Origin of the sequence: Hahella sp. KA22 (genome assembly GCF_004135205.1) — a bacterium.
Lineage (GTDB): Bacteria > Pseudomonadota > Gammaproteobacteria > Pseudomonadales > Oleiphilaceae > Hahella.
The window spans coordinates 1,676,799-1,690,296 of the sequence record NZ_CP035490.1; the positions used below are offsets into that span (position 1 = coordinate 1,676,799).

Below are 13,498 nucleotides of genomic sequence, written 5' to 3' on the forward strand. Positions count from 1 at the left end.
ATTACCTCTCAACCAATGCAATACGGCTGTTGTACCAGTTCATCAGAGCGGAGGTGCTCAAGCTGAGGAACAGATAGACGGCCATTGTCATAAATATAATCTCAATTGCCTGACCTGTCTGGTTCAGGGTCGTGCCCATGAACACGGATACCAGATCGGGATAACCGATAGCGGTAGCCAGCGAGGAGTTTTTGGTCAGGTTGAGGTATTGGTTGGTCATCGGAGGAATAATGACCCGCATCGCCTGAGGCACGATAACCAGACGCAGACGCTGTCCATTCGACAAGCCCAGTGCGTTGGCCGCTTCGCTTTGTCCTCTGGGAATCGCTTCGATACCCGAACGCACAACTTCAGCGATAAACGCCGCGGTATAAACGGTCAGGGCGATCAGCAGAGCGATCAACTCAGGAATGATGGTCAAACCGCCTTTGAAGTTGAAGCCCGCCAGCGCTGGGAAATCCCAGTGCATGGGAGAGCCGGCGATGAAGAAAACGATCAGGGGAAGACCGATCAACACGCCCAGCGAAGGCAGGAATAACGGGAATGTCTTTCCTGTGTCCCGCTGTCTTTTATGCTCGAACCTCACCAGACCGATAACTATGGCGATGGCGATGACGATCGCGGCAGCGACAACGCCGAAGCCGTCTTCATAAACCGGTTTGGGCAGGTAAAGCCCGCGGATATTAAAGAATACGGATTCGCCCAGTTGCATACTGTTGCGAGGGCTCGGAAGACCTTGCAGTACAGCGAAATACCAGAAGAAAATCTGCAACAGCAGAGGGATGTTACGGAAAGTCTCAATATAGGCGGTGGCCAGTTTTGAGATTAACCAGTTATGCGACAGACGCCCGATACCGATAAAGAAGCCGAGAAGAGTCGCCATGATAATACCGAGTACGGCGACCAACACAGTATTCAACAGACCTACGAAAAAGGTGCGGCCGAACGAGTTTGTTTCGTTGTAATCGATAAGAGATTGAAGTATTCCGAATCCGGCTTGGTCGCCAAGGAAGGCGAAACCGGTAGTTATTCCGCGCTGCTCCATATTGGTTAGCGCGTTATTAATTATGTACAGGAAAAAAGCGACTACGGCGCCCACAGCAAGTACTTGGAAAAATACAGAGCGTACTGCAGGATCGTTCCAGATTTTTGTTTTCGCTTTATCCTGTCCTTTGTTTTGAATATCCACTCAATGTTCTCCAGAGGATCGGCAAGGAGTTATTAAATTGGGTGTTTAGAACAGGATAGGGCGCACGGATGTGCGCCCAGACACTAAGGCTTTTATTAGCGGATAGGTGGAGCGTATTGCAGACCGCCTTTGGTCCACAGTGCGTTCAGACCGCGCTCAATGCCCAGCGGAGAGGATTTACCAACGTTGCGTTCGAACATTTCGCCGTAGTTACCGACTTGCTTAACGATGTTGAAAGCCCATGCATCGTCCAGACCCAGGTTTTTGCCCTGGCCGGCTTCAGTGCCCAACAGACGCTGTACGTTCGGGTTGGTGCTGGATTTCATTTTGTCTGCATTATCGGAAGACACGCCCAGTTCTTCAGCGGTAATCGCTGCGAACAGAGACCACTTCACGATGTTGAACCACTGGTCGTCGCCTTGGCGAACCACAGGGCCCAAAGGTTCTTTAGAGATAACTTCCGGCAGAACCATGGCTTTGTCAGGGTTGGAAAGCTGAATGCGCAGGGCGTACAGCTGAGACTGGTCAGAAGTCAGAACGTCGCAACGTCCGGCTTCGAAACCTTTTACAGTCTGGTCGGAAGTATCGAATACCACTGGCTGGTATTTCATGCCGAACTCACGGAAGTAGTCGGCCAGGTTCAATTCGGTAGTGGTTCCCGCCTGGATACACACGGCTGCGCCGTCCAGTTCTTTCGCGCTCTTCACGCCCAGATCTTTACTTACCAGGAAGCCCTGACCGTCGTAGTAGTTGACGCCAGCGAAGTTAAGGCCCAGTGAGCCGTCGCGAGTCAGTGTCCAGGTAGTGTTACGGGAGAGGAGGTCGATTTCGCCGGATTGCAGAGCTGTGAAGCGCTCTTTGGCGGTAAGTGGGATGTATTTAACTTTTGAAGCGTCGCCTAGCGTCGCAGCTGCAACTGCGCGGCACAGATCAACGTCGAGGCCCATCCAGTTGCCTTTGTCATCCGGGTTGGAGAAGCCGGGAAGACCAGTGCTCACGCCACACTGAACAAACCCTTTTTTCTTTACAGCGTCCAGTGTGCCGTCAGCCATCGCTGCACCGGTAGCCGTCATAAACCCAAGCGCTGCAACTGCAGAAACGAATGTCTTCTTCATTTTTTACCCTCGGTTGGTTGTTTGTTGTTCATTGTTATTACCGGATTTAACTTAGCATAGTGTTTTCGCAAAAACGAGAATGCGTAAACACAAAAATTCCGGCGTTTCGGTAATTACGTATCCAATGAACTTCGCCTTGGTTAATGCAATTGTAATGCCGTAACTCCATGATTTTATTGATATCGTGGCGCATCATAAATATGGCTGCAGACCACGGACTAATTCCAAAGTAAAGTGTAGATGATGAAATACGGTTGTGCTTAATGTTGGTGCGCGATACGGAAAAAGATTAAATTTCGGTGCAAGCCAGTCCGTTTTTATGCTAAAAAATACGTGTTTTCCGAAGGGGAAACTGTTGGCGAGAGACCTTCCATCATAATCGGCTTTCCATGTATTCATCCGTTACTTCTGCAAGCTCATTTGAAACCCGCAAAAAATTGCTCATTGAAGAAATGGCGAAATTCTTGCCTTCGGATTCCATCATCGCAGATGAGGAAACGTTGCGGGTCTATGAGTGCGACGGCTTGTCCGCCTACTGCGAACGCCCGTTGCTGACTGTATTGCCGGACTCTGTAGAGGACGTGCAAAAGATTCTCAAACTTTGTCACCGCTGGGGCGTTCCGGTGGTCGCCCGCGGCGCCGGAACAGGCTTGTCGGCGGGCGCCACGCCGAGCCCGGATGGGATTTTGCTATCTCTGGCCCGCTTTAACCGGATACTGCGCATTGACCCGGAAGCACGCACCGCGACGGTGCAGCCCGGCGTGCGGAATCTTGCGATAAGTCAGGCGGTGGAGCCTATGGGGCTGTTTTACGCGCCTGATCCATCCTCGCAAATCGCCTGCACCATTGGCGGTAATCTGGCGGAAAACTCCGGCGGCGCCCACTGTCTTAAATACGGACTGACTGTTCATAACGTGCTGGCGTTTGAAATGCTCACTGCGGAAGGCGAGAGAGTGCGCGTCGGCGGGCAGGGGCTGGATAACTGCGGCTTCGATCTGTTGCCGTTAATCATTGGCTCGGAAGGACTTTTGGGCGTCATCACCGAGATCACCGTTAAGCTGCTGCCCTCTCCAGACGCCGCGCAGGTGATCATGGCGGCGTTCGACAGTGTGGAGAAGGCGGGCGACGCAGTGGCGGGGGTTATCGCCAAAGGGATAATTCCCGCCGCGCTGGAAATGATGGATCGTTATGCTATTCAGGCGGCGGAGGATTTCGTGCGCGCGGGCTATCCAACCAACGCGGAAGCGCTTCTGCTTTGTGAAATTGATGGCGTACGGGAAGAAGTGCTGGAATATGTGGAGCAGGTGGAAGGCCTGTTTCGTGAGCTCGGCGCTGTCGCCGTGCGGACGTCCCAAAGCGATGCGGAACGCGCATTGTTATGGAAGGGGCGCAAGTCCGCGTTTCCAGCGGTAGGGCGTATTTCCCCTGACTACTATTGCATGGACGGTACTATTCCCCGCAGTCAGCTGTCCTATGTGCTGACGCGAATGCGGGAAATGTCGGAAGAATATGGGCTGCGTGTGGCCAATGTATTTCATGCCGGCGATGGTAATTTGCACCCGTTGATTATGTTTGACGCCAATGTGCCGGGCGAGTTTGAAAAGACGGAAGAGTTTGGCGGCAGAATTTTGGAGCTGTGCGTCGCCGTCGGCGGTTGCATCACGGGCGAACATGGCGTGGGCCTGGAAAAAATACGGCAAATGAGTGCGCAGTTTTCAGAGGCGGAGCTGGAGCAGTTTCACGCCGTGAAAGAAGCCTTTGATCCTGGCGGGGTTTTGAACCCAGGCAAAGGCGTTCCCATATTGCGCCGATGTCAGGAATATCGCTCGATAGGCAATTAATAGTGTGGGCGGAAGCTCCGTCCCGGATGAACATATATAAATGACGGACATAGCTGACAGACTGGTCGACCAAGTGATGACAGCCAGAGCGGCGAGTCGGCCTCTGATGATACGTGGCGGCGGCAGTAAAACATTCATGGGGCGCACCGCTACTGGCGAGGCGATGGACCTTAGCGAACATAGCGGCGTTGTGGATTATTCGCCTTCTGAACTGGTGATCACCGTCAGAGCCGGCACACGCATCGCGGATGTCCGGCGCATCCTGGACGAACAAAGTCAGATGCTGCCATTTGAGCCTCCGGAATACGAAGGGCGGGCGACGTTGGGCGGCGCCTTGGCCGCCAATACTTCCGGTCCAGCCCGCCCATGGCGAGGATCGGTACGGGACGCCCTGCTGGGAACCCGCATTATCAACGGCAAAGGCGAGCACCTGCGCTTTGGCGGCGTCGTGATGAAAAATGTCGCCGGCTATGATTTATCGCGGGCGCAATGCGGCGCGATGGGATCGCTGGGCGTCATTACCGAACTCAGTATTCGGGTGATTCCCAAGCCGGAGCTGGAGACTACCCTGGTGCAGGAATGCAATGAGGCCACGGCGATCACTAAAATGGTGGAATTGTGCCGACAGCCGCGTCCGTTATCAGCCGTGTGCTGGACGGGCGGACGCTTGTACTTGCGCTTGTCCGGCGCAGAGCAGGCGGTAGCCAGCACTATTGGTTATTGGGGGGGCGAACTTCTGGAGCGGGCGGCGGACTTCTGGCGCCAGATTCAGGAGCAGACACATGAATTCTTTGAAGGTGAGATGCCTTTATGGCGCTTATCCGTCAAACCTTCGGCGCCGCCGTTAGGAAATGACGCGCCGGTGCTGCTGGATTGGGGCGGCGCTTTGAGATGGGTGCGGGCTGAATCGTCGTTAACGGCCATGGAGCGTTATGCGGTTTCCGCTCAGGGTCAGGCCAGCCTGTACCGTCATGGCGACCGTAACGGCGAAGTCTACCATCGACTCTCTCCGCCGCTGCGGGCGCTGCATCAAAGATTAAAAGCGGCGCTGGACCCCGATGGCATATTCAATCCAGGCAGGCTGTATTCCTGGCTTTAGTATTCAGCCGGATTTGAAGCGAGCAAGTCCGGGACTCAAAGGTCACTGATGAAAACCGAAATCCACGCTAAATATAAGAACACGCCAGAAGGCGATGAAGCGGAAAAGATTATACGTTCCTGCGTGCACTGCGGCTTTTGTAACGCTACATGCCCCACCTATCAGGAACTGAGTGATGAACGGGACGGCCCCCGGGGACGCATCTATTTAATCAAGCAAATGCTGGAGACGGATGAGGCTTCGGAAAGCACCCGTCTGCATCTGGATCGTTGCCTGACCTGTCGAAGCTGTGAAACCACCTGTCCCTCCGGCGTTGAATACGGCAAGCTGCTGGATATCGGCCGTGGCGTGGTGGAAAAGAAAGCGCCTCGCACCTGGCGTGAGCGTCTGTTGCGCAAAATATTGCTTCTGCTTTTACCTTACCCCCAGCGCTTCGGTTTCCTGATAGTCGTAGGACAGTGGGTGAGGCCGGCGCTACCGGAATATCTGCGTAAGAAAATTCCTGAGAAGCAGGTTCCGATCACTTGGCCCCCCCAACGTCAGCCCAGAGTCATGATGGGATTGCATGGTTGCGCTCAAAGCGTCACTACGCCCAACACAAACGCTGCGGCTGCGCGGGTGCTGGACCGGCTTGGCGTCAGTCTGATCGCCTCAAACGAGGCGGGCTGTTGCGGCGCGGTCAGTTACCATCTGGGCGCGCAGGATGAAGGCAAGCGACTGATGAAAAAGAACATTGACGCCTGGTGGCCGGCCATTGAGTCAGGGTTGGAAGCCATTGTTATTACTGCTTCAGGGTGCGGCGAACTGGTGAAGGAGTACGGGCATATCTTAAAGGATGATCCCGAGTACGCGCAGAAGGCCCATAGAGTGTCGCAAATGGCCCGTGATCTTAGTGAGGTGGTGGCCGCGGAGGATCTGTCCATCCTGTCTATAAAAAGGAATTACTCCAAAATCGCCGTGCATTGCCCCTGTACGTTGCAGCATGGGCAAAAATTGCCGGGTATAGTAGAAAAGATTCTGACCGATGTAGGGTTTGATCTCGCCTCGGCGCGGGACAAGCACCTCTGTTGCGGGTCCGCCGGCGCCTATTCGCTGTTGCAGCCGAAGATGAGCCGCCAGCTGTTAAAGAAGAAAGTCGCGGCGCTGGTGCAGGATGACCCGGACACCATTGTCACCGCGAATGTGGGATGTCAGTTGCACCTGGCGTCCGAGGCGAGGGTGCCGGTCCGACACTGGATTGAGATCATGGACGAAGCGCTGGGGTAAGCCGGAATTAAAGTGGAGAGGCAGGCGTTACGCCTGCGCTCCCATCAACGTTTGCTTGGGTTTGCGTATTCTCAAAATAATGAAAATACCGGTGTAAACCACGGCGATGCACCACAGCGAACTCATCAACGTATACGCCAGATAGAGGCACACCAACACTCCCAGGCCCGGCAAAACACGGTCTTTGCCTTGGAACAGGCGTACAGCGGACAGCATCGTCAGCAGGTAAACCAATACGATCATGCCGTTAGCCATGCGAATCAGCTCCTCCAGAGGAACCTGTAACACGGAGAAAACAAGCAGGCTCGCCGCGCTGGCGATGGACATGGCGAACACTGCATTCGCCGGAGCGCCATGGCGGTTGACCTTGCCCAAAGCGGGATAGGTCGCGCCATCCTTACCCAGGCTCCATAACATACGGGAAGAACCGGCCAGATAGATATTCATGGTGGCCACGCAGGACAGGAAACCAAACAGGCCAATCAGCAGTTTTCCGTGTCCGCCGATCAACGCATCAAACAGATAAACCATGGCGGGACCGGAGTAGTCCGCGCCCAGCGCATAGTGCAGCGTCACCCAGCTACCCATCCAATACACAAGTCCAACCAGCGCCACGCCGATAATCAGACACAGAGGAAAGTCCCGCTCGGGGTTTTTGAACTCCGTCGATAAATGAGCCAGGGTTTCAATGCCGATAAAACTCCAGAAGGCCAGTCCCGCCGCTGCGCCAACCTGGCCCCAGTTGAAAGAAGTAGGCTCAGCAGGGATCGGCGGTATGACGTCAAACCAGGCCAGTACGGACAGCAGCACCACAATGCCGCCCACGCTGAAGGCGATGGCAGTTTGTAAGGAGCCTGACAGCTTGACGCCTCTTAGGTTGACCCACAGCATGCCCGCCACCAGCGCCAGTTTGACAGCGAGGAGTTCAGCCGGCGTCAGCGTCACCAGAGAGGTGAGAAACCAGCCCGCCATTTCCATCGCGGCGGGCAACCCTACCGGCACCAAGGCCAGTAATACCCAGCCTACGATGCGACCTTGTGTCGCGCCAAAGGCGGAATGCACATAGTGAGAGGCCCCGCCGGCGTGAGGATAACGTTTACCTAATCTGGCGAAAGCGAAGGCGACAGGGATAATGGCGAACACCAGCAAGCCCCACCCCCACAGCGCGTTGGCTCCAGACTGTTTGACCGTGAGCTCGGGAACGATGAAGACGCCAGTCCCCAATAGGGCGGACACCAGGATACCGAGACCCTGACTGAAACTGAGCGAACGGTGGAGCGACTGCATGATAATTTTCCTTGAGGTGTATGCGGGGTCTATGGACAGCGTCGTGCTGTCAATGACGAAACGGCGACGGACCCTTGCAATAATAATCAAATCCCTCGTTGCAAATTGCGGCTTTACGCCGCCAAAATGCCGGTTTGATCGACATAACGTCGGCGCGTCGCCAAAATGCAGGTGAAACGACGCTTGATAGTTGATTTGTCGAGTATTTTAGTGGGAGAGCCTGTGGACAAATTCGACGAAAAAATTCTTCAGTTATTGCGTGAAAATGCGAGACAGCCGGTATCCGCCATCGCGGAGAAAGTAAGTCTGTCCCGCTCGGCGGTGACGGATCGTATCCGCAAAATGGAAGAGACGGGAATTATCCGCGGCTACCAGGTGCTCGTCACCCAGGCGCGGGAGGATCAGGTCTCGGTGTATCTGGAAATCAGCTATAACGAAATTCAATGTACGGAAATGGCGCAGATACTCAGAACTATTCCCGAAATCAAAGTCTGCCACGGAGTAGCGGGCGACACGGATATGATGCTGTTTCTGAAGGCGCCGAATATGGCGCGGATTCATGAAATCCGCGACCGTCTTACTGCGATTCAGGGCGTGGGGAAAATCAAAACCCATGTGGTGATGTCTGAGTACATCAATGAATTTCTTAATGCCTGAGGGCGCTTAACCATACCCTCGCGCCATGAGCACGCCGCATAACGGAATAAGCAGAACCAGCAGCATTTGCGCATGGATTGCGCGGGTGACTCTGCGGCGGGCGTCGGCGCCAAACTCTGGTGTTTGTCCGGCCTGAACCGGCTTGCGCCAGCGCAGAAACTGCACTGTTGGATAAATGGAAATCAGCCCGGCGATAATGAACATCGCAAGCTTGCTCCAAAAGAAGACGTTGGAAAAATAGTACGCCTCGCCTTTCTCAAAAAATACCCTCGCAAACCCGCTTGCCAAGACTGTCATTGCGCTTAGCCCAAACCAGCGATCCGTCGCCAACAACGCCTTGGCGGTGTCCAGTGACCAATTCATACTCAGGATTTTACGCTCTTGCAGCAACAGACTGACCAGCGCAAAGATGCATATAAAGTGGAGCCAGGTTAGAGCGATGGGAAGGAACATTAGGTGATTTCCTGTTTATGTTGTCGGCGAAAACATTGTGCGTCTAAAATGTTTTCTGTGTCAACAATGTTGACGCTTGGGGTTTTGCGCCCCACACTTATCTGAGATATCCGGTTTAAAGCGGAAATTAACGCTTAACTTCGGAAGCATCACACGAAACGGCGTTAAGCTGCTGTGGATCATGGGAGAGACTTTGAGATGGATTTATCCTGAACCAATAAACACAAATAAGTAGAAGAGAGTAAGGTGAGTAATTTGAGAGAAGCTGTCGCAGGTGTTGACGCGCACCAGCCCTACCATCACGGCAACCTAAGGAATGAGTTGCTGGACAAAGCCCTGGCGCAGCTTAAGCAGGTCGGGCCGGACAAAATCAGTCTGCGTGCGCTGGCGCGTGAGATCGGCGTGTCGCAAACCGCCCCCTATCGCCACTTCGCGGATAAGAATGCATTGCTGGCTGCGCTGGCGGCGCAGGGGTATAGAGAGCTGCAGCGGGTAACCCAGGAAGCCGCTGACGCACACAACGACCCATCGCAACAACTTTGCCATTCCGGCAATGCCTATATTCAATTTGCGCGAGATAACCCTGAACAATACAAATTGATGTTCGGTCCAGTAATCGCTTGTCCGATGGACTATCCGGAGCTGGCGGAGGCGGGCAGTAGCGCGTTTCAGGTTATCCTGAACATCGCGGCGAAAGGGGTGAGCGAAGGCGTATTTACTGATCGGGATGTTTCTTTGATCGCCCACGCGGCCTGGTCAATGGTGCATGGCATCGCCAGCCTCTGGATAGACGGTATGTATAAATGCACGGAGAGCAGCGGCGAAAAGTCGATGATTCTGGATTCTCTGAAAATCTCGCTGTACGGAATCTTGAAAAGGGACGGGGATTAAACAAGCGGGAGATGCAATTTGGAAAACGGCGGGAGAATGTCCCGCCGTTAATGCGATATGGGTTTCGTCGTCAGACGTTAAAAGAATGCGCGAGCTTCTTCGCCACTAACTGATTTTTCAGTTTCACGTAATCCGGCACGCCATTTTTGTAGGGCGGGTAGGACTCGCCCTGAATCAATGGCTGCAAATAACGGCGCGCCGCCTCAGTAATGCCAAAGCCGTCCTCAGTAATAAACTCTTTCGGCATTTTCTTTTCCACGTTGGCGATCTTCGCCAGAGGCGCTTCGCCAATCGACCACTTATAGGGGCTATCCTGCTCCCTCACAATGACCGGCATGACCGCATTTTTACCCGCCAGGGCCAGATCCACGGCGGCTTTGCCCACAGCGTAGGCCTGATCCAGATCGGTAGCGGAAGAGATGTGGCGGGCGGAGCGCTGCAGATAGTCCGCCACCGCCCAATGGTATTTATAGCCCAGCTCGCTTTTGATCATATTGGCGATGAACGGCGCCACGCCGCCTAATTGCGTGTGGCCGAAAGCGTCGGTGACGCCAGCGTCTGAAAGAAAGCGTCCGTCCGCATATTGCGCGCCTTCCGACACCACGATGGCGCAAAAACCATCGCGTTTGACGACTTCATCCACGCGTCTGAGGAAGCAGGCTTTATCGAATGGCGTTTCCGGGAACAGGATAATCTGTGGCGCCCCGCCTTCTTCGCGCTGCGCCAGGCCCGCCGCCGCCGCAATCCAGCCGGCGTGACGCCCCATGACTTCCATGACGAATATCTTGGTGGAGGATTCGCACATGGACTGGATATCCAGTGAGGCTTCCATAATCGAGGTGGAGATATATTTGGCGACGGAGCCGAACCCAGGACAGCAGTCGGTGATAGGCAGGTCGTTGTCGACGGTTTTGGGGATGCCGATGCTGATGATCGGATAACCCAGCTGCTCGCTGATCTGAGAGACTTTGTAGGCGGTATCGGAGGAATCGTTGCCGCCGTTATAAAAGAAGTAGCCGATGTTGTGGGCCTTGAAGACTTCGATCAGGCGCTCATATTCAGCTTTGTGGGTCTTGATGTCTTTCAGCTTATAGCGGCAAGAGCCGAAAGCGCCGCCGGGAGTGTGTTTCAGCGCGGCGATGTCGGCGTCGCTCTCCAGGCTGGTGTCGATCAATTCTTCACGCAATGCGCCGATAATGCCGTTGTGGCCAGCGTAAACTTTGCCGATTTTATCGGAATGGGCGCGCGCTGTTTCCAGTACGCCACAGGCAGAAGCGTTGATGACCGAGGTCACACCGCCGGACTGCGCATAAAACGCGTTTTTAACCGTCATATTCGTTGTCGCCTCTCGTCGTCTTATGGGCGCGAATCATACGCGAGTTTAATGCCATTTTCATGTCCCTTTACAGGCGTTGACGGGCGTTTGACCGGGTAGTCAACTAACCTGCGCGGGTCTTTTCTAAGCGCGCCATGAACGGATTTCCTTAAATTTACTCAATAGATAGGGCCATTTCCGGTCCGGCGCTGGCGCTTAGGGAACCCGTCAGTAATAATTGACCGATATGCGCCCGAAGCTCAGTTTTCTGACGTTCAATTCGCAATCTGCGCCAAATAAGCCGCCCGTGTTGGCGGTCGGACGGATGAGACACTGATTCTTTTCACAGATTAAAAGATAGCGATTAGCAAGAAACATGCATGTACACATACTAGGCATTTGCGGGACTTTCATGGGTAGCCTGGCGTTGCTCGCCAAGGAAATGGGATACAAGGTCAGCGGGTCCGACAAAAATGTATATCCTCCCATGAGCACGCAGCTGATGGCGCAGGGAATAGAGTTGCGCGAAGGGTATGACCCCTCTCATCTTGATCCCAAGCCCGACCTTATTATTGTCGGCAACGCCATGAGCCGGGGCAATCCGCTGGTGGAGTATGTTCTGGATAAAGGCTTGCCTTACACCAGCGGCCCACAATGGCTGGCGGAGCACGTGTTGCAGGAGCGCTGGGTATTGGCGGTAGCCGGCACTCACGGTAAAACCACTACCACCAGCATGCTGGCCTGGGTGCTGGAGCAGGCTGGCTTGGCGCCAGGCTTTTTGATCGGCGGCGTTTCCCAGGGATTTGATGTTTCCGCCAGACTGGGCGATACCTCGTTTTTCGTCATCGAGGCGGATGAATACGACAGCGCTTTCTTCGACAAGCGCTCCAAGTTTATTCATTACCGTCCGCGCACCTTGATCATCAACAACATGGAATTTGATCATGCGGATATCTTCCGCGATCTTAGCGATATACAGCGCCAGTTTCACCATGTCGTCCGTACCGTGCCGCGCCAGGGGCTGGTGATTACGCCTACGCAGACCCCGGCTGTTGAGGAAACCTTGGCGATGGGGCTATGGTCGCCGCGACAGACTTTCTCGTTGAGCGATGATCAAGCGGACATACGGGCCGAGTGTCTGGCGGAAGACGGCAGTCGTTTCGAAGTGTTTTTGAACGGCGAATCATGCGGCGTTGTGGAGTGGGGCATGAGCGGCGCTCACAACGTACAGAACGCCCTGGCGACTTTGCTGGCGGCGCGTCATATCGGCATTCGGCCGCAAAATGCGATTCCGGCGCTGTCTGACTTTCCCGGAGTAAAGCGCCGCCTGGAAAAGCTGGGTGAGCGTAACGGCGTAGTTGCCTACGATGACTTCGCTCATCATCCCACTGCGATTCAACTGACGCTGGAAGGGCTGCGCAAACGGGTTGGCGATGCGCCGATCTGGGCGGTCATCGAGCCGCGCTCCAACACCATGAAAATGGGCGTGCATCGGGACACGTTATTAGCGTCTGCGGAGCTGGCGGATCACGTGATCTGGGCCAACCTGGATAGCTATGAATGGCTTGATGATGCGGTGCGCAATGCGGCCCCCAGGCATCAGTGCGTAAATAATGTTGATGACATCACGCGTTTGCTTGCCGATGTGAAAGGCCCCGCTCATATCGTATTGATGAGCAATGGTGGTTTCGCTGGCTTGCCTGCAAAGCTGAAAAGCCTGCTCGCTGAAGAAGAGGCGGTGTCGTCGTGACGTTTAAGGAGCCGATCACTATTGCGATCACCGGCGCCTCCGGCTTTCAGTACGGTTGGCGCTTGTTGCAGGTGCTGCTGCAAAAGCAGCATCAGGTTTATTTGATGGTGTCGAAGGCGGCATATGTGGTCGCCAGTGTGGAAGCGGATATTAAATTACCGGGTCAGGCGGCGAAGCTGGAGCAGGCGTTGACTGAGGAGTTCGCCGCAGCGCCCGGGCAGTTGCGCGTATTTGGCAAAGAGGACTGGATGTCTCCGGTCGCCTCCGGGTCGGGTTCCCCGGCCAGGATGGTGGTGTGTCCCTGCAGCACGGGAACTTTATCCGCTATAGCCACCGGCGCCAGTAATAATCTGGTCGAACGTGCGGCGGACGTCGTGCTGAAAGAGCGTAAACAGCTGATTCTGGTGCCGAGAGAGAGCCCTTACTCCACCGTGCAGCTGGAGAATATGCTGAAGCTTTCGCAAATGGGCGTCACTATACTGCCTGCTTCTCCAGGCTTTTATCACAAGCCGGAATCGGTCGAGCAGATGATCGATTTCATCGTTGCCCGCATATTAAACCACCTCGGCATTGACCAGGACCTTACCCCCGCGTGGGGCAGGGCGTCTTCGACTCCCGGCGACGAAGACGCTTGA

At 54.6% G+C, this 13,498-nt stretch carries 13 protein-coding genes; 7 read left to right on the forward strand and 6 right to left on the reverse strand.

Translation table 11 applies throughout. The features are described from left to right. Position 1 precedes the first annotated feature (1 nt). The 3 genes from EUZ85_RS07455 to EUZ85_RS31985 all read right to left on the reverse strand — a co-directional run bounded on the left by EUZ85_RS07455 (position 2) and on the right by EUZ85_RS31985 (position 2,293). A complete protein-coding gene (locus EUZ85_RS07455) occupies positions 2–1,189 on the reverse strand; it encodes an amino acid ABC transporter permease (protein ID WP_127968700.1) in 1,188 nt (395 codons plus the stop codon). Positions 1,190–1,284: 95 nt separating this feature from the next. Then, entirely contained in the window at positions 1,285–2,241 is a 957-nt protein-coding gene (locus tag EUZ85_RS07460; RefSeq protein WP_370454958.1) for an amino acid ABC transporter substrate-binding protein, read from the reverse strand. Next, complete coding sequence (locus tag EUZ85_RS31985; protein WP_370454959.1) at positions 2,234–2,293, reverse strand: hypothetical protein; 60 nt, start codon at positions 2,291–2,293, stop codon at positions 2,234–2,236. Before EUZ85_RS31985 ends, EUZ85_RS07460 begins: the two co-directional genes overlap by 8 nt. Before the next feature lie 400 nt (positions 2,294–2,693). On the opposite strand from EUZ85_RS31985, the gene EUZ85_RS07465 reads away from it, so the two are divergent. From EUZ85_RS07465 to glcF, 3 genes are read left to right on the forward strand one after another with little or no spacing between them, the layout of a single operon-like run. Further along, positions 2,694–4,145 carry an FAD-linked oxidase C-terminal domain-containing protein gene (locus EUZ85_RS07465; protein ID WP_206618013.1) on the forward strand — a complete coding sequence of 484 codons (1,452 nt, stop codon included), beginning with the start codon at positions 2,694–2,696 and terminating at the stop codon, positions 4,143–4,145. A gap of 40 nt (positions 4,146–4,185) precedes the next feature. Then, a complete protein-coding gene (gene glcE, locus EUZ85_RS07470) occupies positions 4,186–5,244 on the forward strand; it encodes a glycolate oxidase subunit GlcE (RefSeq protein WP_127968703.1) in 1,059 nt (352 codons plus the stop codon). Between the two features lie 48 nt (positions 5,245–5,292). Continuing rightward, on the forward strand, positions 5,293–6,510 hold the full coding sequence (gene glcF, locus EUZ85_RS07475; protein ID WP_127968704.1) for a glycolate oxidase subunit GlcF: 1,218 nt from the start codon (positions 5,293–5,295) through the stop codon (positions 6,508–6,510). 27 nt (positions 6,511–6,537) lie between these two features. On the opposite strand, the gene yjeH is transcribed toward glcF, so the two are convergent. Then, positions 6,538–7,797 (reverse strand): L-methionine/branched-chain amino acid transporter, encoded by a 1,260-nt coding sequence (gene yjeH, locus EUZ85_RS07480; RefSeq protein ID WP_127968705.1) that lies wholly within the window; start codon positions 7,795–7,797, stop codon positions 6,538–6,540. A 222-nt stretch (positions 7,798–8,019) separates the two neighbouring features. Between yjeH and EUZ85_RS07485 the strand changes: the two genes are divergently transcribed. Then, positions 8,020–8,454, forward strand: coding sequence for an Lrp/AsnC family transcriptional regulator (locus EUZ85_RS07485; protein WP_127968706.1), 435 nt, complete (start codon positions 8,020–8,022; stop codon positions 8,452–8,454). Positions 8,455–8,460: 6 nt separating this feature from the next. Here the strand turns inward: EUZ85_RS07485 and EUZ85_RS07490 are convergent, their stop codons facing one another. Continuing rightward, positions 8,461–8,907: a DUF2214 family protein gene (locus EUZ85_RS07490; RefSeq protein ID WP_127968707.1), complete on the reverse strand. Its 447-nt coding sequence runs from the start codon at positions 8,905–8,907 to the stop codon at positions 8,461–8,463. A gap of 246 nt (positions 8,908–9,153) precedes the next feature. Between EUZ85_RS07490 and EUZ85_RS07495 the strand changes: the two genes are divergently transcribed. After that, positions 9,154–9,798: a TetR/AcrR family transcriptional regulator gene (locus tag EUZ85_RS07495; protein ID WP_241566982.1), complete on the forward strand. Its 645-nt coding sequence runs from the start codon at positions 9,154–9,156 to the stop codon at positions 9,796–9,798. Positions 9,799–9,868: 70 nt separating this feature from the next. Here EUZ85_RS07495 and EUZ85_RS07500 read toward each other — a convergent pair whose 3' ends face one another. Further along, positions 9,869–11,131: a 6-phosphofructokinase gene (locus EUZ85_RS07500; protein ID WP_127968708.1), complete on the reverse strand. Its 1,263-nt coding sequence runs from the start codon at positions 11,129–11,131 to the stop codon at positions 9,869–9,871. 358 nt (positions 11,132–11,489) lie between these two features. Between EUZ85_RS07500 and mpl the strand changes: the two genes are divergently transcribed. Both mpl and EUZ85_RS07510 read left to right on the forward strand, forming a co-directional pair. Beyond that, the gene (mpl, locus tag EUZ85_RS07505; protein ID WP_127968709.1) at positions 11,490–12,863 is read left to right on the forward strand and encodes a UDP-N-acetylmuramate:L-alanyl-gamma-D-glutamyl-meso-diaminopimelate ligase; all 1,374 of its coding nucleotides are present in this window, start codon (positions 11,490–11,492) and stop codon (positions 12,861–12,863) included. After that, the gene (locus EUZ85_RS07510; RefSeq protein WP_127968710.1) at positions 12,860–13,498 is read left to right on the forward strand and encodes a flavin prenyltransferase UbiX; all 639 of its coding nucleotides are present in this window, start codon (positions 12,860–12,862) and stop codon (positions 13,496–13,498) included. Before mpl ends, EUZ85_RS07510 begins: the two co-directional genes overlap by 4 nt.